This window comes from Sphingomonas sp. SFZ2018-12 (genome assembly GCF_022496715.1).
In the GTDB taxonomy this organism is placed as follows: Bacteria; Pseudomonadota; Alphaproteobacteria; order Sphingomonadales; family Sphingomonadaceae; genus Sphingomonas.
On sequence record NZ_WTFM01000005.1, the window covers coordinates 14283 to 33236 of the forward strand.

The 18954-nt window shown below is 68.5% G+C and carries 20 protein-coding genes, 1 tRNA gene and 1 other RNA gene; 16 read left to right on the plus strand and 6 right to left on the minus strand.

What is annotated here, in order from left to right:
* Positions 1–73: 73 nt before the first annotated feature.
* The 4 genes from thiD to folP all read left to right on the plus strand — a co-directional run bounded on the left by thiD (position 74) and on the right by folP (position 4705).
* Positions 74–1273, plus strand: coding sequence for a bifunctional hydroxymethylpyrimidine kinase/phosphomethylpyrimidine kinase (gene thiD / locus GO308_RS15390; protein ID WP_240886168.1), 1200 nt, complete (start codon positions 74–76; stop codon positions 1271–1273).
* Positions 1266–1862 carry a ribonuclease HII gene (locus GO308_RS15395; RefSeq protein ID WP_066481623.1) on the plus strand — a complete coding sequence of 199 codons (597 nt, stop codon included), beginning with the start codon at positions 1266–1268 and terminating at the stop codon, positions 1860–1862. The genes thiD and GO308_RS15395 overlap by 8 nt, the downstream gene beginning before the upstream one ends.
* A 381-nt stretch (positions 1863–2243) precedes the next feature.
* Positions 2244–3365 (plus strand): site-specific DNA-methyltransferase, encoded by a 1122-nt coding sequence (locus GO308_RS15400; protein ID WP_276616613.1) that lies wholly within the window; start codon positions 2244–2246, stop codon positions 3363–3365.
* 209 nt (positions 3366–3574) lie between these two features.
* A complete protein-coding gene (gene folP / locus GO308_RS15405; protein WP_240886071.1) occupies positions 3575–4705 on the plus strand; it encodes a dihydropteroate synthase in 1131 nt (376 codons plus the stop codon).
* A 120-nt stretch (positions 4706–4825) separates the two neighbouring features.
* On the opposite strand, the gene GO308_RS15410 is transcribed toward folP, so the two are convergent.
* Positions 4826–6256: a sigma-54 dependent transcriptional regulator gene (locus GO308_RS15410; protein ID WP_066481635.1), complete on the minus strand. Its 1431-nt coding sequence runs from the start codon at positions 6254–6256 to the stop codon at positions 4826–4828.
* 158 nt (positions 6257–6414) lie between these two features.
* On the opposite strand from GO308_RS15410, the gene GO308_RS15415 reads away from it, so the two are divergent.
* The 10 genes from GO308_RS15415 (at position 6415) to GO308_RS15460 (ending at position 14881) form a co-directional block, all read left to right on the plus strand.
* Positions 6415–6540, plus strand: coding sequence for an aa3-type cytochrome c oxidase subunit IV (locus tag GO308_RS15415; protein ID WP_082730865.1), 126 nt, complete (start codon positions 6415–6417; stop codon positions 6538–6540).
* Positions 6541–6542: 2 nt separating this feature from the next.
* On the plus strand, positions 6543–7667 hold the full coding sequence (locus GO308_RS15420) for an NAD(P) transhydrogenase subunit alpha (protein WP_066481636.1): 1125 nt from the start codon (positions 6543–6545) through the stop codon (positions 7665–7667).
* Positions 7667–8038 carry a PH domain-containing protein gene (locus GO308_RS15425; protein ID WP_066481639.1) on the plus strand — a complete coding sequence of 124 codons (372 nt, stop codon included), beginning with the start codon at positions 7667–7669 and terminating at the stop codon, positions 8036–8038. Before GO308_RS15420 ends, GO308_RS15425 begins: the two co-directional genes overlap by 1 nt.
* A gap of 5 nt (positions 8039–8043) precedes the next feature.
* Entirely contained in the window at positions 8044–8988 is a 945-nt protein-coding gene (locus GO308_RS15430) for an alpha/beta hydrolase (protein ID WP_240886072.1), read from the plus strand.
* Between the two features lie 6 nt (positions 8989–8994).
* Positions 8995–9291: an NAD(P) transhydrogenase subunit alpha gene (locus GO308_RS15435; RefSeq protein ID WP_066481642.1), complete on the plus strand. Its 297-nt coding sequence runs from the start codon at positions 8995–8997 to the stop codon at positions 9289–9291.
* 103 nt (positions 9292–9394) lie between these two features.
* Positions 9395–10822: an NAD(P)(+) transhydrogenase (Re/Si-specific) subunit beta gene (locus tag GO308_RS15440; RefSeq protein WP_240886073.1), complete on the plus strand. Its 1428-nt coding sequence runs from the start codon at positions 9395–9397 to the stop codon at positions 10820–10822.
* A 19-nt stretch (positions 10823–10841) separates the two neighbouring features.
* Positions 10842–11750: a MarR family winged helix-turn-helix transcriptional regulator gene (locus GO308_RS15445; RefSeq protein ID WP_240886074.1), complete on the plus strand. Its 909-nt coding sequence runs from the start codon at positions 10842–10844 to the stop codon at positions 11748–11750.
* Positions 11751–11802: 52 nt separating this feature from the next.
* Positions 11803–11878: transfer RNA gene (locus GO308_RS15450), tRNA-Val, on the plus strand.
* 173 nt (positions 11879–12051) lie between these two features.
* A complete protein-coding gene (gene hrpB / locus GO308_RS15455) occupies positions 12052–14565 on the plus strand; it encodes an ATP-dependent helicase HrpB (RefSeq protein WP_240886075.1) in 2514 nt (837 codons plus the stop codon).
* 34 nt (positions 14566–14599) lie between these two features.
* Entirely contained in the window at positions 14600–14881 is a 282-nt protein-coding gene (locus tag GO308_RS15460; protein WP_066481649.1) for an ETC complex I subunit, read from the plus strand.
* Here the strand turns inward: GO308_RS15460 and GO308_RS15465 are convergent.
* From GO308_RS15465 to GO308_RS15480, 4 genes are read right to left on the minus strand one after another with little or no spacing between them, the layout of a single operon-like run.
* On the minus strand, positions 14878–15417 hold the full coding sequence (locus GO308_RS15465; RefSeq protein WP_240886076.1) for an NUDIX hydrolase: 540 nt from the start codon (positions 15415–15417) through the stop codon (positions 14878–14880). The two genes, GO308_RS15460 and GO308_RS15465, sit on opposite strands and share 4 nt — an antisense overlap.
* Positions 15414–16094, minus strand: a complete 681-nt coding sequence (locus tag GO308_RS15470) for a TPM domain-containing protein (protein WP_240886077.1) — start codon at positions 16092–16094, stop codon at positions 15414–15416. Before GO308_RS15470 ends, GO308_RS15465 begins: the two co-directional genes overlap by 4 nt.
* Complete coding sequence (locus tag GO308_RS15475) at positions 16094–16909, minus strand: TPM domain-containing protein (RefSeq protein WP_240886078.1); 816 nt, start codon at positions 16907–16909, stop codon at positions 16094–16096. The genes GO308_RS15470 and GO308_RS15475 overlap by 1 nt, the downstream gene beginning before the upstream one ends.
* Before the next feature lie 21 nt (positions 16910–16930).
* Entirely contained in the window at positions 16931–17530 is a 600-nt protein-coding gene (locus GO308_RS15480) for a LemA family protein (RefSeq protein ID WP_240886079.1), read from the minus strand.
* Positions 17531–17633: 103 nt separating this feature from the next.
* Here GO308_RS15480 and mscL point away from each other — a divergent pair, with 103 nt between their 5' ends.
* Complete coding sequence (mscL, locus tag GO308_RS15485) at positions 17634–18080, plus strand: large conductance mechanosensitive channel protein MscL (RefSeq protein WP_240886080.1); 447 nt, start codon at positions 17634–17636, stop codon at positions 18078–18080.
* Positions 18081–18084: 4 nt separating this feature from the next.
* Here mscL and GO308_RS15490 read toward each other — a convergent pair whose 3' ends face one another.
* Positions 18085–18516: an Rrf2 family transcriptional regulator gene (locus GO308_RS15490; protein WP_066479029.1), complete on the minus strand. Its 432-nt coding sequence runs from the start codon at positions 18514–18516 to the stop codon at positions 18085–18087.
* A gap of 48 nt (positions 18517–18564) precedes the next feature.
* Between GO308_RS15490 and ssrA the strand changes: the two genes are divergently transcribed.
* Positions 18565–18933: a transfer-messenger RNA gene (gene ssrA, locus GO308_RS15495) on the plus strand.
* Positions 18934–18954: the final 21 nt, after the last annotated feature.

Below are 18954 nucleotides of genomic sequence, written 5' to 3' on the forward strand. Positions count from 1 at the left end.
CCGGCTTGACACCCCCGCCGCGCCGGTGGGACAGACATCGCGCCATGCCCGCAACTTCCGCAACTTCGCCGTCATGACTCCGCGCATCCTGATCATCGCCGGGTCCGATTCGGGCGGGGGCGCGGGCATTCAGGCCGACATCAAGACGGTGACGATGCTGGGCGGCCATGCGATGACCGCGATCACCGCGATCACTGCCCAGAACACGCAGGGGGTCGACGCCGTCCACGCGGTGCCCGCCGACATAGTGCTGGCCCAGATCGACGCGGTGGTCGGCGATATCGGCGTCGACGCGATCAAGATCGGCATGATCGGATCGGCGCGCACCGCGCTCGCCGTCGCCGAGCGGCTGGCCGAGCTGAAGGGCGTACCGATCGTCTTCGATCCCGTCATGGTCGCAACCTCCGGCGCGGCGCTGGCCGACGATGCGACGATCGGCGCGTTCGAGCGGCTGATGCGCGTCGCCACGCTCACCACGCCCAACCTGCCCGAATTGAAGGCACTGTCGGGCATGTCGATCCTCGACCGCGACGCCCAGCGCGCCAGCGCGCGCTCGCTCGCCGATCGCCGCCAGTGCGCGGTGCTGGTCAAGGGCGGGCATGGCAAGGGCCGCCAGGTCACCGACCGGCTGTTCCAGGTCGCGCCCGATGCGCCGCCCGAGATGGAATGGAGCGCGCCGCGCATCGACGGCGACGCGACCCATGGCACCGGCTGCACGCTGTCGGCCGCGATCGCGACCGAACTCGCCAAGGACTGGACGCTGGCCGAGGCGATCGCGCGCGCGCGCAGCTTCGTGCGGATCGCGATGCAGGATGCGGCCGGGCTCGGCCATGGCCATGGCCCGATGGCGCAGCAATCGGTGCGGCTCGACCTCAACCTCAGCCGCTTCGCGCCGATGTTCAACCAGGTGACCGTCCCCGCCGACGACTATGCCGCCAGCGAGCATTTCTATCGCCTGCTCGGCCTTCGCCAGATCGTCCGCGCCAAGCCGCGCTATGCGCGCTTCGAGAGCGAGGGCGGGGCGACCTTCTCGATCGCCCAGCGCGACGCGGGCGCGCATGCCCGCCCGATGGTCTATTTCGAATGCGGCGACCTCGACGTCACCTTGTCCTATCTGCGCGCGCAGGGGGTGATGATCGACGAAGGGCCGGTCGACCAGGACTGGGGCTGGCGCGAGGCGCGGCTGACTGATCCCGCCGGCAACGCGATCTGCCTGTATCAGGCGGGCGAGATGCGCCGCTATCCGCCGTGGCGGATCGACGACGATGCCTGATTTCGCGCATGAGCTGGAACACGGGCCTCCGGTCGCCGGCGTGGACGAGGCCGGGCGCGGTCCGCTCGCCGGTCCGGTAGTGGCCGCCGCCGTCATCCTCGACCCCGATTGCATTCCCGACGGTATCGATGATTCCAAGGCGTTGAGCGCCATCGCCCGCGCGCGGCTGGCGGGCGAGCTGCTGGGGTGCGCGCGCATCGGCATCGGCGTCGCCAGTGTCGAGGAAATCGACCGGCTCAACATCCTGTGGGCAACGATGCTGGCGATGCGCCGCGCGGTCGACGCGCTGGCGGTCGCCCCGCGCATGGTGCTGGTCGACGGCAATCGCTGTCCCGACTGGCCCTGGCCCAGCCGTGCGCTGGTCGGCGGCGACGCCATCTGCCTGTCGATCGCCGCGGCGTCGATCGTGGCCAAGCATCACCGCGATACCCTGATGGCGGAGGCCGATCGCGCGCATCCCGGCTATGGCTGGGCGTCGAACAAAGGCTATGGCAGCCGTCAGCATCTCGCCGCGCTGCGCGACCTCGGCCCGACCCCGCTCCACCGCCGCAGCTTCGCCCCCGTCGCTCAGGCGCTGCTGCCGTTGTAAGGCCGCTTACTGCCAATTTCCGTCACCCCGCACTTGTTGCGGGGTCCACCGTGCCACCTGTGGCTGTCCAATCCGATCCGGGCGTCATCGGCGCCATTGGCGAACTTTCGCCGCGCTATCCAACCACAGCGCGATTGGCTCGGTGGACCCCGGCACGAGGCCGGGGTGACGCGCGTGCGGGCGAACAATTCCACGGCCAGAGTCTTTTCGGCCACACCCCCATTACTGGGTGAAGTCGTTTCGGCGCGGACTCAATATCTGGTGGCCGGGCCGCATTTCCTTCGGCGTTAACGATTTGCTCAGTCTTTTCGTTAACCAATGTTTGCTTGACGCGGCGGGCCATTTGCCGACCTTCGCGCTCCGGTTTGAGGGGGGAAGAGCATGACCGTGCTGACCAGGGTTCGACAAAGATCGGTCGCCACGCCGGCCCCCGTGCTGCCGCTCGGCCAGATCCTGATGGACGACTGCATCGCCGCGATGCGCGCGCTGCCGGCGGCGTCGGTCGACATGATCTTCGCCGATCCGCCCTACAACCTCCAGCTCGGCGGCGACTTGAACCGCCCCGACGGCAGCCATGTCGACGCGGTGACCGACGACTGGGACAAGTTCGACAGCCTGGCGGTGTATGACCGCTTCACCCGCGACTGGCTGGCGCAGGCGCGCCGCATCCTCAAGCCCGACGGCACGATCTGGGTGATCGGCAGCTATCACAACATCTTCAAGGTCGGCGCGGCGATCCAGGATCTCGGCTTCTGGATCCTCAACGACATCATCTGGCGCAAAGCCAATCCGATGCCCAATTTCAAGGGCACGCGGTTCACCAACGCGCATGAGACGCTGATCTGGGCGTCGATGGGCGAAAAGGCGCGATACACCTTCAACTATCGCCAGATGAAGACGCTCAATGACGAGCTTCAGATGCGCTCCGACTGGGAATTTCCGATCTGCGGCGGGCAGGAGCGGCTGAAGCAGGACGGGCACAAGGTCCACCCGACCCAGAAGCCCGAAGCCCTGCTCTATCGCATCCTGCTGGCGTGCACCAAGCCGGGCGACGTAGTGCTCGACCCGTTCTTCGGCACTGGCACGACCGGCGCGGTTGCCCGGCGTCTGCGCCGCGAATGGATCGGCATCGAGCGCGAGCCCGCCTATGTCGCCGCCGCGCGCGCGCGCATCGACGCCGCGCTGCCGCTGGATGAATCGGCGGTGACGACGATGAAGTCTGCAGTGAAGGCGCCGCGCGTCGCCTTCGGCCTGCTCGTCGAAAACGGCCTGATCGCCCCCGGCACGGTGCTTAGTGATGCCAAGCGGCGCTGGCACGCGACGGTGCTGGCGGACGGATCACTGGCGTGCGGCGATGTCGCAGGCTCGATCCACAAGGTCGGTGCGATCCTGCAAGGCGCGCCGTCGTGCAACGGCTGGACCTTCTGGCATGTCGAGGGCGACCGCGGCCTCGAACCGATCGATGCGCTGCGTCAACGCTATCTGCTCGCCACCCAGCCTTGAGGGGGGATGGTTGCTTAATCGACCTTTTTTTCGGACCCGCTCATCCTGAGTAGTCGCTGAGCTTGTCGAAGCGGCGCATCGAAGGACGAACGCGCGGGTGCCTCCTTCGATACGGGCCTTCGGCTTCGCTCAGTCCCTACTCAGGATGAGCGGGTTGAGTTTGGACGGCGTACGGTGACATCCCGTTGCGTCATGCATGGAGCCCGGCCTTGAACCCACCCGCCATTCCGACCGCCGCCGGCGTCTATCTCCGCCCGGTCCAGTTCGTCGATACGCCGGTCGGTCGTGACGGCCAGGTCGCGCGGCTGGCGGGCGGGATGAGCTGGTTTGCCGGCTGGCACGTCATCGCCGTCGATGGCGGGGCGCGAGTGGCCGAACGCCATGTCGCCGTCGCCGATTTCGATGCCTTCGCCGCCACGCTGGCTGAACCCCAGGCGCAGCGCCTGCAATCGCTCGCCACCGCGATCCAGCGCCCGCGCGCGCCGCTCAAGCTGGGCGAGCGCACGCTGCGGCTCGACCAGCCCCAGGTGATGGGCATCCTCAACCTTACGCCCGACAGCTTTTCCGATGGCGGCAAGCATCTCGGCGACGTCGACGCGTCGGTGCGCGCGGCGGTCGAAATGACCGAGCAGGGCGCGGCGCTGATCGATGTCGGCGGCGAATCGACCCGCCCCGGTGCGGCGACGGTGTGGGAGGGCGATGAGGTCGCCCGCGTCGTCCCCGTCATCGAACGCCTCGCGCGCACCGGCACCCCGGTGTCGATCGACACGCGCAAGGCGGCGGTGATGGAGGCCGCGCTCGCCGCCGGCGCGCACCTGATCAACGATGTCGCGGCGCTCGCCTTCGATCCGCGCGCGGTCGAGGTCGCGGCCGGCGCCGGCTGCCCGGTCGTGTTGATGCACTCGCCCGATCCCACAAAGGGCCCGCACGGCGACCCCGGTTACGCCGACCCGCTGATCGAGGTGTTCGACTGGCTGGAGGCGCGGGTGGATGCGGTCGTGGCGCGCGGCGTCGATCGCGCCAATATCGTCGTCGATCCGGGTATCGGCTTCGGCAAGTCGGTTGCGGACAATCTCGCGCTTCTGAACGGCCTGGCGCTGTTCCACGGGCTCGGCTGCCCGATCCTGCTGGGCGCGAGCCGCAAGCGGCTGATCGGCGCGCTGGCGAACGAAGCGCCGGTGGACCGGCGTCTCGGCGGTTCGCTCGCGCTGGCGCTGACCGGTGCGGCGCAGGGCGCGCAGCTGATCCGCGTCCACGATGTGGCGGAAACGGTGCAGGCGCTGCGCGTGCGGCGGGGCATGATCGATGCCGCGCTGACCGCGCGCGTGCCGGGAGCTTAGGGACGCAGCTACTTCATGACGTGACGACGTCATCCCAGCGAAACCCGGGATCTCAAGCCAATCGAAGCGCCAAGCATGGCTTGAAGCCCCAGCCTGCGCTGGGGCGACGTCCAACGATATTCACGCCGCGCTCTGGTCGATCCCCAGTTCACCCAGCTTGCGGTACAGCGTCGATCGGCCGATCCCCAGCCGCCGCGCGACTTCGGTCATCCGCCCGCGATAATGGCCGATCGCCAACCGTATCACATCGGCCTCGATCTCCTCGAGCGCGCGCAGATTGCCGTCGGACCGGAACAAGGTGACCCCGGCATTGCCCCCATGGCTGGCCGCCGGCGGCCCGCCGCCGGTCGCGCGCAGCGTCGACAACTGGGCGATCTGGGGGAAATCGGATTCGGTCAGCGCCAGCCCGTCGCACAGCACCGCGGCGCGGAACAGCGCATTCTGAAGCTGGCGGACATTGCCCGGCCAGTCATAGGCGTTGAGCAGCGCCAGCGCCTCGTCGGTGATGCCCAGCGGGCGCAAGCCCGGCTGCTGGGCGATCCGCGCCAGCAGGTGGCGGGCGAGCGGCGCGATGTCGCCGGCGCGCTCGCGCAGCGGCGGGATCGTCACCTGGACGACGTTCAACCGGTAATACAGGTCCTCGCGGAAATTGCCGGCCTCGACCTCGGTCAGCAGCGTCTTGTTGGTCGCTGCGATCACGCGGACGTCGACTTCGCGGACATGGCGCGCGCCCAGCGGCTGGATTTCGCCCGACTGGAGCACGCGCAGCAGCTTCACCTGCGCGTCCAGCGGCATTTCGCCGACTTCATCGAGGAAGATCGTGCCGCCATCGGCCTCGGCGAAACGGCCCAGCTTGCGCTCGAACGCGCCGGTGAATGCGCCGCGTTCGTGCCCGAACAGCTCGCTTTCGACCAGGTTGGCGGGGATCGCGCCGCAATTGACGCGGATCATCGGCTTCTTCGCGCGCGGCGATGCGGCGTGGATCGCCTCCGCCACCACTTCCTTGCCGACCCCGCTTTCGCCTTCGATCAGCACGGGGACGCGCGCACGCGCCGCCTTTGCCGCGATCGCCAGCGCGGCGCGGAATTGCGGGGCGGAGCCGACAATCTCGTCAAAGGCCAGCGGCATCGACAGTTTCTCCGTCAGCGGGCGCAGCTCGCCCGCGGTGCGTGCGCCGACCGCCGAATCGAGCGCGGCGAGCAGCCGTTCGGCGGCGAGCGGCTTGACCAGGAAGTCGCTGGCCCCCGCACGCATCGCGCCGACCGCGGTCGCGACCGAATCGTCGGCGGTCAGGATCAGGATGGGCAGCGCCGGGCGGTTGACGCGCAGCTCCGCGATCAATTCCGCCGCATCCAGATCGGGCGACCAATGGTCGAGGATGATCGCCTCCAGCGCCATCCCGTCGGGCGTCCCCAGCATTGCCAGCGCCATTTCCGCGCCGGTCGCAAAGACGGTGCGCCAGCCACGCCGCGCCGCGATCGCCGCGATCAGGCGGCGCTGCGCCGGTTCATCGTCGATCAGCATCAGCAGGCGCTGGCGATCTCGCGTCATCAAACCGTCCTTATTGTCCCGATTCCGGTCACTGCCTTAACCGTCAGCGGTAAAGGGGGGCTTAAATGCCCCGCACTTCGTTGCGCCGTCGCGGCTCTTGAGGGGCGGGCGGGTCGCAGCTAAAGCGGGGGACAGGCAATGATGGAGGGGAATGGCAAATGGCCGGAAACGGCGACATCAAGGACCATCAGGCGACATTCGACTTCTTCATGTCGCTGCTGAAGGTCAGCACGGTGATCACGATCGTGGTTGCCGCGTTCGTGATCTGGCTGATCGCGGCTTAAAGGTGCGGATCGCCGTCCTTCGCGAACAGGCTGCGGGCGAAACCCGCGTCGCGGCCACCCCCGAAACCGTCAAGAAGTTCATCGCGCTCGGTGCGACCGTCGCGGTCGAAGCGGGGGCGGGCGAACAGGCGATGGTCCCCGACCAGGGCTATGTCGACGCCGGCGCGACGACCGGCGCGCGCGCCGACATCGTGAAGGATGCCGACATCCTGCTGGGCGTGCAGGGCCCCGATCCCGCCAGCCTGGCGGGTGTAAAACCGGGCGCATGGCTGGTCGCCGGGCTCAATCCGTTCGGTGAGCGGGCGCGGGTCGATGCCTATGCCGCGCTGGGCGTCGAGGCGCTGGCGATGGAGTTCATGCCGCGCATCACCCGCGCGCAGTCGATGGACATCCTGTCGTCGCAGTCGAACCTGGCGGGGTACAAGGCGGTGCTCGATGCCGCGGCGGAATATGGCCGCGCCTTTCCGATGATGATGACCGCCGCCGGCACGGTTTCGGCGGCCAAGCTGTTCGTGATGGGGGTCGGCGTCGCCGGGCTCCAGGCAATCGCAACGGCGCGGCGGCTGGGCGCGCAGGTGTCCGCGACGGACGTGCGCGCCGCGACCAAGGAGCAGATCCTGTCGCTGGGTGCCAAGCCGATCTTCGTCGAGAATGTGAAGGGCATCGAGGGCGAGGGCACCGGCGGTTACGCGACCGAGATGTCGGACGAATACAAGGCAGCTCAAGCCGAGCTGGTCTCAAGCCACATCGCCAAGCAGGACATCGTCATCACCACCGCGCTCATCCCCGGCCGCCCCGCGCCGCGGCTGATCACCGACGCGCAGATCGCGACGATGAAGCCGGGCAGCGTCATCGTCGATCTGGCGGTCGAAAGCGGCGGCAATGTCGAGGGATCGGTCGCGGGCGAAGTCGTGGTGCGCCACGGCGTCCGGATCGTCGGCCATCGCAACGTGCCCGCGCGGCTGGCGGCGGATGCGTCGGCACTGTTCGCGCGGAACCTGTTCAACTTCCTGTCGGCCTTCTGGGACAAGGAAGCGGGCAAGCCGGTGCTGGATGCGGAGATCGGCGACGCGATCCGCGTGACCCAGGGCGGGCAGGTGGTCAATCCACGGCTGCTGGCCGCCTGATGGGCCTGCTCAACGCGACCGAGGCGAGTGTCGACGCGGTCGCGCGCGAATATGGCCCGATCCTGCTGCCCGACGAGCGCATCCTGATTGCGTTCAAGACGATCCGCGACCTCGTCTTCCTCACCGACCGCCGCGTGGTGACGACCAACGTCCAGGGGCTGACCGGGCGCAAGGTCGATATCCTGACCATCCCCTATCGCTCGATCATCCGTTATTCGATCGAGCGCGCCGGCACCTTCGACCTCGATTCCGACATGAAGATCTGGATGACCGGCACCGCCGAGCCGCTGCTAGTCAAGGTGAGCGCCGGCGCAAACATCGTCGCGGTCCAGCAGGTGCTGGCCCGTTATGTGCTCGGCGGGGGGAAGTGACGGGGATGCGCGTGCCTTTTGCCTTCGAGCCGGAGACGGCGACCTTCGTCCGGTCGGTCGAGCAGGGGCCGCCGACCGAGGGGCTGTCGATCTCGGCACTTCGCGACGGCTATCGGGCCACCGTGATCGCGAACTCGGTCGAACCGGACTCCGGCGTGACGACCCGCGATCTGGCGATCCCGGGCGAAACGGGCGAAATCGCCGCGCGGCTCTATGTGCCGGAGTCGAGCCGCGAGGGCGGTGGCCTGCTGATCTATGTCCATGGCGGCGGGTTCGCGGTCGGAGATCTCGATTCGCACGATCGACTGGTGCGGCTGATCGCTGCGGCATCTCGCCTCACGGTCCTGTGTCTCGACTATCCGCTTGCTCCCGAGCATCCGTTTCCGGCGGCGCGCGATGCGGTGGTCGCCGCGTTTGAATGGGTGCGGGCGAATGCCGCTTCGCTCGGCATAGATGCGCGGCGCATCGCACTTGGGGGCGAAAGCGCCGGCGCGACTCACGCGATCATGGCGGCGCTTGAGCTGGTTCGGTCGGGCGGTGACGTGCCCGCGATTGTCTGGGCACTGGTCCCGGCAACCGATCCGGCGGGCAGCACCGCCAGCCATCGCGATTTCGCCAACGGGGCCGGTCGCACCGCGCAGGAATTTGCGTATCTGTGGAGCCTTTATCTGCCGGATGAAGCCCAGCGCAGCGATCCGGCGATCGTCCCGGCTCTGGCCGACCTGGCCGGGATGCCTGCCCTGTTGATCCACACTGCCGAGTACGACCCCGCCCGTGATGACGGTGAGCAGCTTGCCCAACGCGCACACGCCGCCGGCGTTTCGGTCACGCTCACCCGACACGCCGGTCTGGTCCACCAATTTCCCGAAATCACCGGCATCTCGTCAGCAAGCCGCGAGGCCATCGTTCAGGCCGCGCGCGAACTTGCCGACGCGCTCATGAAAGGCTGATCTTCCATGGACTTCATCTCGATCCTGTCGATCTTCGTCATGGCCTGTTTCGTCGGCTATTATGTCGTCTGGTCGGTGACGCCCGCGCTGCACACGCCATTGATGGCGGTGACCAACGCAATCTCGTCGGTCATCATCGTCGGCGCGCTGGTCGCCAGCGCCGCCGCGGGGTCGCTGGTCGCGAAGTGGCTCGGCCTGCTGGCGGTGGTGCTGGCCAGCATCAACATCTTCGGCGGCTTCGCGGTCACTGAACGGATGCTGGGCATGTACAAGAAAAAGGAGCGGCCCGCGGCCAAACATTAATCGTCATCCCGGCGAAGGCCGGGATCTCTTGCCAATAGCGGCGCGGAAAATGGCCTAAGGCCCCAGCCTTCGCTGGGGCGACGTTTTGGGGGGAATGAGTTCGATGCATGAAGCCGCACCCGTCAATCCCTGGGTAGCCCTGGCCTACCTGGTCGCGGGCGTCCTGTTCATCCTGGCGCTGCGTGGTTTGTCGAGCCCCCAGACGAGCCGGACGGGCAACCGCTTCGGCATGATCGGCATGGCGATCGCGGTGGTGACGACGCTGGTCACGCACAGCATCGCCAGCCTGCCCGAAATCCTCGGCGCCATCGCCGTCGGTGGCGCGATCGGCATCGCCGCCGCACGCCGCATCCAGATGACCGACATGCCCCAGCTGGTCGCCGGCTTCCACAGCCTGGTCGGCCTGGCCGCGGTGCTGGTCGGTGCCGCCGCCTATCTGAACCCGGACGCCTTCGGCATTGTCGATGCCAATGGCGACATCCTGGCGGTCAGCCGCATCGAGTTGGGCCTCGGCGTCGCGATCGGCGCGATCACCTTCAGCGGCTCGGTCATCGCGTTCCTGAAATTGAACGGCAACATGAGCGGCAAGCCGATCCTGCTGCCCGGCCGCCACGTCATCAACCTGGGCACCCTGCTCGCCATCCTCGGCATGATCGCGGCATTCGCGCTCAGCAACGGGGCGGCATCGGGCGGTGGCCAGCTCTTCTGGTGGATCGCCATCCTGTCCTTTGCGATCGGCTTCCTGCTGATCATCCCGATCGGCGGCGCGGACATGCCGGTGGTCGTGTCGATGCTCAACAGCTATTCGGGCTGGGCGGCGGCAGCGATGGGCTTCACGCTCGGCAACACCGCGATGATCATCACCGGCGCGCTGGTCGGATCGTCGGGCGCGATCCTGTCCTACATCATGTGCACCGCGATGAACCGCAGCTTCATCAGCGTCATCGCCGGCGGCTTCGGTGCGACCGACAGCGGCGGGGGCGCGGCCGCGGCGGTCGACCGCCCGTGGAAGCGCGGATCGGCGGAGGATGCCGCCTTCCTGATGAGCCAGGCCGAACAGGTCATCATCGTCCCCGGCTATGGCATGGCGGTGGCGCAGGCGCAGCATACGCTGCGCGAGATGACCGACAAGCTCAAGGAGCATGGCGTCCGCGTCAAATACGCGATTCACCCGGTCGCCGGCCGCATGCCGGGCCACATGAACGTGCTGCTCGCCGAGGCCAATGTGCCCTATGACGAGGTGTTCGAGCTGGAGGACATCAATTCGGAGTTCAGCCAGACCGACATCGCATTCGTCATCGGCGCCAACGACGTGACCAACCCGGCGGCCAAGACCGACAAGTCCTCGCCGATCTACGGGATGCCGATTCTCGATGTCGAGAAGGCGAAGACCGTGCTGTTCATCAAGCGCAGCATGGGCGGCGTCGGCTATGCCGGCGTCGACAACGAGGTTTTCTATCGCGACAACACGATGATGCTGCTGGCGGATGCCAAGAAGATGGTCGAGGAAATCGTGAAGTCGCTCGACTGATGCGGATCGTGCCCGGCCGATGAACCCGTTCGATCAACGTCTCGACCCGGTCGGTCCGCTGCCGTTCGCGCTGATCGCCGTGCCGGCGCGCGCGGCCCTGCTCGGCACGCAGTTCGGCGCGGCCGGGCGCGCGCCCGCCACGATGATCGGTCCGGGCGAACAGGTCCCCGACGACGCGCGGCTGGTCGTCGCCGATGTCGCGGGATGCGTCCGCGATGAGGTCGACGCGCTGCTCGCCACTGTCGACGCGATCGACCCCGCAGTTCCGGTGCTCGTCCTGCTGACTTTCGACCAGGTCGACGCGGTCGTCGCGGGCGTGACCCGCGATGACGTCCGCTTCCTGTGCGATCCGACCGAGGCGGAGTTCCTGCGCGCGACCTCGGGCGGTGACGGCCATGTCCGCGAACAGGGCGACGACAGCGAAGCCGAACGCCTGCGCCGTATCGACGAGGAAGTGGCGCGGATCGCCCAGGTGCTGGCACGGCTGACCGCGGGCCGCGAGGCGCCGGGGGCGCTCGGCGACCGGGAACTCGCTTACGATCCGGGGCCGCCCCGGACGGGCGCCGGCGCGCCGGTCACCGTCAATTCCGCGCTTGTCCGCCGCATCATCCGCGCGCGCCGGCTGCGCGACCAGCATTTCGACGCGACGCTGTTCGCCGACCCTGCCTGGGACATGCTGCTCGATCTCTATGCTGCCGAACTCGATCGCGGCCAGGTGTCGGTGTCCAGCCTGTGCATCGCCGCCGCCGTGCCGCCGACCACCGCACTGCGCTGGATCACGTCGATGACCGCGCGCGGCCTGTTCGTGCGCACCGCCGATCCTTTTGACAAGCGCCGCATCTTCATCGCGCTCGGCACGTCGGCCAGCGCGGCGATGCGCAGCTATTTCGCCGCGCTGATCCGCCAGGGCCTGCCGTTGGTCGGTTAGCGCGCGCGTGGGCTTGCTCCGCCCGATCCACTCGCCTATCGCCACCGTCGCCGGGCGCTTAGCTCAGTTGGTAGAGCATCTCGTTTACACCGAGAGGGTCGGCGGTTCGAGCCCGTCAGCGCCCACCATTCCGGACGTTAGCACGCAACGTGCATCGCTGTCCTAGCCGCCGCTTTTCTGCGATCCTCCGCCGCATGCGTTGTCCTGCCGCCCTTCCTGTTTCCGCGCGCGCCATGCGCTGGCGCGGGGGTCGATGCGAAGGCGTGCACAGTCGGCAACTTCCGCACCTTCGCTCGCCCGCATGAGCGCCGACCTGCCGATTTTCGCGGTGCTGCCGCAGCTGCTCGGCGCCTTGCGCGAGCGGTCGAGCGCAGTGCTCGTCGCCCCGCCGGGCGCGGGCAAGACGACGGCGGTTGCCCCCGCGCTGCTCGATCAGCCCTGGTGCGACGGCGAAGTTCTGTTGCTCTCACCCCGCCGCATCGCCGCGCGCGCGGCGGCCGAGCGCATGGCCGCGCTGGCGGGCGAGCCGGTCGGGCGGACCTATGGCTATGCGACACGGCTCGACAGCAAGCGGTCGGCGGCAACGCGCGTGACCGTGATGACCGAGGGCATTTTCGTCCGCCGTATCCAGGCTGACCCCGATCTGCCCGGCGTAGCGGCGGTGCTGTTCGACGAGGTGCACGAACGCAGCCTCGACAGCGATTTCGGCCTGGCGCTCGCCCTCGATGCGCAATCGGGGCTGCGGCCCGAGCTGCGGATCGTCGCGATGTCGGCGACGCTCGATGGGGCGCGCTTCGCCCGGTTGATGGACGATGCCCCCGTCATCGAAAGCGAGGGGCGCAGCCATCCGCTCGAACTGCGCCACATGGGCCGCGACGCGGAAACCCGGATCGACCAGTCGGTCGCCGCCGCGATTCGTCAGGCGCTGGGGGAGGGCGAGGGCGGGGTGCTCGCCTTCCTGCCCGGCGTGGCGGAGATCGAACGGACCGCGGAACGGCTCGAGCCGATTGGCCCCGGCCTGATCCTCCACCTCCTGCATGGCCAGGTCGATCCCGCCGCCCAGCGCGCCGCGATCGCGCCCGACCCCGATGGTCGGCGCAAGGTGGTGCTGGCGACGTCGATCGCCGAAACGTCGCTCACGCTGGACGGCATCCGTATCGTCGTCGATGCCGGGCTGGCGCGCCGCCCGCGTTATGACCGCGCGGCCGGAATGACGCGGCTGGTCACCGAACGCGCCAGCCAGGCCGCGGTCACCCAGCGCGCCGGGCGTGCCGCGCGCCAGGGGCCGGGCATCGCCTATCGCTTGTGGGAGGCCGCGGCGACCGCCGGCCTGCCCGCCTATGACCCGCCCGAGATCCTCGAGGCCGACCTGTCGGCGCTCACGCTCGATTGCGCGATCTGGGGGGTCGGCGATCCGCGCGACCTGCGCTGGATCGATCCGCCGCCGGATGCCGCGATCGCGGAGGCGCGTGCGCGGCTGATTGCGCTCGACGCCATCGATAATGATGGTCGCCCGACCGCGCATGGCCGTGCGATCGCCGCGCTGCCGCTCAGCCCGCGTTTGGGCCATATGCTGGTGCGCGCCGCCGAGCTTGGTCTCGGGCAGACCGCGGCCGAGATTGCGGTGCTATTGGGCGAGCGCGGGCTGGGCGGCAACGACCCCGATCTCGACCTGCGCCTGAAACGCTGGCGCAGCGAACGCGGTGCGCGCGCCGAAAGCGCCCGCAAGCTTGCCCAACGCTGGTCAAAACTCCCTCTCCCCCCGGGGGGAGAGCGCAACCCTCGCCAGCCCCTCTCCCAACCCTCTCCCCAAATGGGGAGGGGGCTAGATGCGCCTGCCATCTGTGTCGCGCTCGCTTATCCAGACCGCGTCGCGCGACGCCGCGACGCGAGCGGCGAGCATTGGGCGTCGGTCGGCGGGCGCGGCTTCCGGCTCGATCCGGCCAGCAGCCTGGCGCGCAGCGAATGGCTGGCGGTGGCCGAAACGCAGGGGATGGCGGCGGGCGCGCGCATCCTGTCGGCCGTGCCGCTGACGATCGAGACGGTCGAGGCGATGTTCGGCGACCGGATCGAAGTGGTGCGCGAGGTGCGCTTCGATCCCGCGACCGGGGGCGTCACCGCGACGCGCGCCCGCCGGCTGGGCACGATCCGGCTGGCAAGCGGACCCGACAGCGCGGCGACGCCCGCCGCGATCGAGGCGGCGTTGCTCGACGGCGTGCGCAACCATGGCCTCGACCTGCTGCCCTGGAACGACACGGCGCGCGCGCTGCGTATCCGTGCCGCTTTTGCCGCCGCGCATGGCGGTGCGGATGTCGCGCTCGACGACGCCGCGCTGCTTGCGCGGCTCGACGAATGGCTCGCGCCGCTGCTTGCGGGCAAGCGCCGGCTCGACACGATCGACCCGGGTGCGCTCACCCAGGCAATCGAGGGGCTGCTCGGCTGGGACGCGGTTCAGGCAATTCAGCGCCTCGCCCCCGCACGATTTGAAACGCCCGCCGGGTCGAGCCACGCGATCGACTATGCCGCTGAAGGGGGGCCGCGCGTCGAACTGCGCGTGCAGAGCCTGTTCGGGCTCTCGGTCCATCCGGCGGTCGCGCAGGGCCGCGTCCCGCTGGTGCTCAGCCTGACCTCGCCGGCCGGGCGCGCCATCCAGACTACGCGCGACCTGCCCGCATTCTGGGCGGGCAGCTGGGCGGCGGTGGCAAAGGAGATGCGCGGCCGCTATCCCCGGCATCCGTGGCCCGACGATCCGGCCGCCGCCACCGCGACGCTGCGCACCAAGAATGCGGATGCACGGCGCGGCGGATCGCGCTAGATCACCCGGCGAACTGCCATTTACGGAGTGTACCTTGCCCACCGCCCGCATCTATCAGCGCCCCAAGAACGCGATGCAGTCCGGCCGCGCCAATACCGACCGCTGGATGCTGGAATTCGACGCGGCCGAAGGGCAGCGGCCCGATCCGTTGACCGGATGGGCGGGATCGGGCGACACTCGCAACCAGCTGCGGCTGAGCTTTCCGACGGTGGAAGCCGCGACCGCCTATGCCGAGCGCGAAGGGATCGCCTATCGGGTCGTGCCCGCTCCCGCGCGCAAGCTCAAGCTCCAGGCCTATGCCGACAATTTCCGCTAGGGCAGCGGCAGGAGCGCGTCGGCGAGCAGCAGCATCAGCCTGACGTCGACCGCTACCCCGGCCGCGCGGCGCGCGGCGATGAAGGCCGGCAGCGCGTCGAGCGCGACGCGATAGGGGGTAATCCCCTCGCCCGCGACGCCGCCGCCGTCGGACACGCGGGTCAGGCCCGTCGCGCGGACCAGCGTGAAGCTTTCGGACACCATGCCCGGCGACGAATGGAACTGGCCCAGCGATTCGACGTGCGCCGGACGCCACCCCGTCTCCTCCTCCAGCTCGCGCGCGGCGGAGGCGAGCGCGTCCTCGCCCTCCGTCTCGTCGCCGATCAGCCCGGCCGGCAATTCCAGGCAAGCCCGGCCGAGCGGCACGCGATATTGCTCGACCAGCAGGACATGGCCATCCTCGACCGCCAGGATCACCGCCGCGCGGATGCCGCGGGCACGTGCGACATATTCCCACCGCCCCCGCTTCTTCGCGACGATGTAGCGGCCTTCCCACATCGTCTCGACCGGGGCGTCATGGTCGGGGGGCAGGGTCATAGCTCGATCAGCCGGTCGGGCAGCTCGTTCACGTCGTCGGCGGTCTTGGGGAAATGTTCGGCCAGCACCGCGCCGATCCGCGTGACCGCCGCCACCATCCCGCCCGCCGCGTCACCAGCGCGCACGCGGTCGACCAGCGCCGCCATCGCCTCGCCCCAGATTTCGGGTGCGACCCTGGAATGGATCGCTTCGTCCGCGACGATCTCGGCGATGCGTTCATCGAGCGACAGGAACAGGAGGATGCCGACGCGCTGCCGCGTGCGCTTCTCCGCGCCCGCCTTGAAGAACTGGATGGCGCGCCGGCGTACCCGGCGCTCGCGGGTCGACAAGGGCGCGATCCGGATCCGCAGCCGCCGCCACGCGAGCCCGTACCGCACGAACAGGAAGACGACAGCCTGAAGGACGAACACGCCGACCAGCAGCAGCGCCAGGTCCGCGCCCGCATCCCAGCCGCCGCCGAACAGCGCAAGCTTGCGCGCCAGCAGCGCGGGGGCGGCGGCGAGCAGCGCGGGAACGAGCAGCATCGCGGCGACCGCGAAGTGCAGGGCGACGTCATGATATTCGTCCGACCGCGGCGTCACGATCGTCACGATCTCGCCGTCCGTGCCATGTTCGGCCTCCGCAACCGCGTGCGTGACCCGTGCATGGTCGGTGTCCGAAAAGACGATCCCCGCCATCACCATCCCCCCGATGCGCCGCCGCCACCGAACGATCCGCCGCCGCCCGAAAAGCCGCCGCCGCTGTCCCAGGACGATCCGCCGCTCCATGATCTGCCCGGGGACGACCCGCCGCCCCAAGACGATCCGCCGCCCCAGCCGGGTCCCCAGATCACCACCGGCGCGCCGCCGCGGCGATAGCGCCGACCACGCGGGCCGCCGAACAGGATGGGCAGGACGATGAAGATCAGCACCACGCCCCAGAAGATCAGCGCGACGGGAATGCCGTCGCGCTTGCGCGACGACTGTGCCCGTGTGGTCTGCTGTACCGCGCGTTGCTCGGCGACTTCGAGCGGCAGGCGCATCTGTTCGCCGATCGCCTCCGCACCCGCAAGGATGCCGCCGGGCAGGTCGCCGGCCTTGAAGCGCGGCAGGATCGTCTGATTGATGATGACGCTGGCCAAGGCGTCGGTCATGACCGGTTCCAGGCCGTAGCCGACCTCGATTCGCACCTTGCGCTCATTGGGGGCGATCAGCAGGATGATGCCGTTGTTCGCCTCGCCCTGGCCAATCTGCCACGCGCGACCGAGGCGGTAGCCATATTCCTCGATCGGATAGTCCTCAAGGCTGGGCACGGTCGCGACCACGAACTGGCGCGACGAGGCCTGCTCGATTTCTGCCGACAGCGCGCTCAGTCGGGCTTTCTGGTCCGCGTCAAGCAAGTTGGCCGCGTCGACCACCCGACCGGTCAGCTTCGGAAAGGTCTGCGCCGCCGCCGGCATCACCGCCACCAGCAGCATCAGCCAAAGGCCGGCGATTAGCCGGCGCAGGGTCATAGACCGGATCCCATTTGCCGCTCAGTTGGCGTTGTTCAAAAGGCGGTCGACCGGCGGCGCGGTGTCCGCCCCCGGCGTTGTCGCCTTGAACGGCGTCAGCGGCTTCGCGCCGTAGAAGATCCGTGCACCGATCGCGTCGGGAAAGGTGCGGATGCGCGTGTTATATGCCTGTACCGCCTCGTTATAATCGCGCCGGGCGATGGTGATGCGGTTCTCGGTGCCCTCCAGCTGCGACTGCAGCGCCAGGAAATTCTGGTTCGAGGTGAGCTGCGGATAATTCTCCACCACGGTGCGCAGCTGGCCCAGCGCCTGGGTCAGCTGGTTCTGCGCGGCATTGAACCGTTCGAACGTCGCCGGATCGGACAGGTCGTCGGTGGTGATGTTGATCGACGTGGCGCGCGAGCGTGCCTCGGTCACCTGGGTCAGGACGCGCTCCTCCTGCGCGGCGAACCCCTTCACCGTCGCGACCAGATTGGGGATCAGGTCGGCGCGGCGCTGATACTGGTTCTCCACCTCGCCCCACTTCGCCTTGGCGTTCTCCTCGGCGGTGGGCACGCTGTTCAGGCCGCAGGCGGACAGCAGCACCGCTGCAAACAGGACCGTCATCGCGCGAAATCGCATCAAACCCTCCATCGACCCCTTGTCGATCGCCCTTCTAGCGGACCAGTATTTGCGCGCGAAGGAAAATCGGGGCCATCAACGGCCCGGCAGGGAGGCTAGAGCCATGTTGCAGGAATTTCGGACCTTCATCGCGCGCGGCAACGTGCTCGACCTGGCGGTGGGCGTCATCATCGGCGGCGCATTCGCGACGATCACCAAATCGCTGACCGACGACCTGATCCTGCCGGTCATCGGGGCGGTCTTCGGCGGACTCGACTTTTCGGGCTTTTTTGTCCGGCTCGGCCCGATCCCGGCGAGCTACACCGGATCGCCGACCAATTATGCCGCGCTGAAGGAAGCGGGTGTCCCGTTGTTCGGCTATGGCGCGTTCGTGAGCGTGGTGATCAACTTCCTGATCCTCGCCTTTCTGGTGTTCCTGCTGATCCGCTTCGTCAACCGCGCGATCGCCGCGGTCCACAAGGCCGAGGAAGCGGCACCCGCCGCCGATCCGGCAGACGTCGTGCTGCTGCGCGAGATCCGCGACGAGCTGAAGAAGCGGCCGGGCGCCTGAAGCGTCAGGCCGCGGCGAGATCCTCCGCCAGCGTGTCGGCGAGGCTGGTGCCGTCGAGGATGCGCGCGGTTTCGTCGCGCACGCGCGCCATGGCATGACGGATCGCGCAGGTCGCCTCGTCGCGACAGTCCTTGCACGGGCGATAGGCCGTCCGGCTGACACATGGGACGAGCGCCAACGGCCCCTCGATCACCCGGATGATTTCGCCGAGCGAGATCAGGTGGACCGGACGCGCCAGGCAATAGCCCCCGGCCTTGCCGCGAAAGCTGTGCAGGAACCCCGCCTCGCGCAGATCGGCCAGGATCAGCTCGAGGAACTTGCGCGGTACGTTCGCGGCCTCCGCAATCCGGTTCATTGGCACGGGGGTGCCGCCCGCCGGCTGGCCCGCAAGGAAGATCATGGCACGAAGTGCATACCGGGAACGCTGGGTAAGCATGCATTCCCTATAATCAGGGCAATGCGGCAACGAAAAGGCGAAAGCGCGCCTCTTTCCTATTTTCCCGAAGCGCCTATATCCGACGGTGCCGGGTTCGCCCGGCTATGGCGATAAACTGCGGCGTGAAATAGACGCAGCGGACCCGGGGGCAGTACCCGGCGGCTCCACCAGGTGAGCCGGTTGGCCAGTACGCGTAAAGCGTGCCGGCCGAGCGGCTCAGCTGACGGGGCCGAACCAGGATCGACGTGTGTTGAAAGGCGCTGTTTTCGCTCGGAATGGGACCACCGCAACGGCCCATCACACAAGTGCTAACGATAACGAAGCACTCGCGATTGCGGCCTAACCCAAGACCTAACGGTCTAGGTTAGTCAGACAAAAGCGCGGTCGGGCCACACCGGGCAACAGAAGTGGATTCCAGCGGCCGCCGGGGGGCCGGGC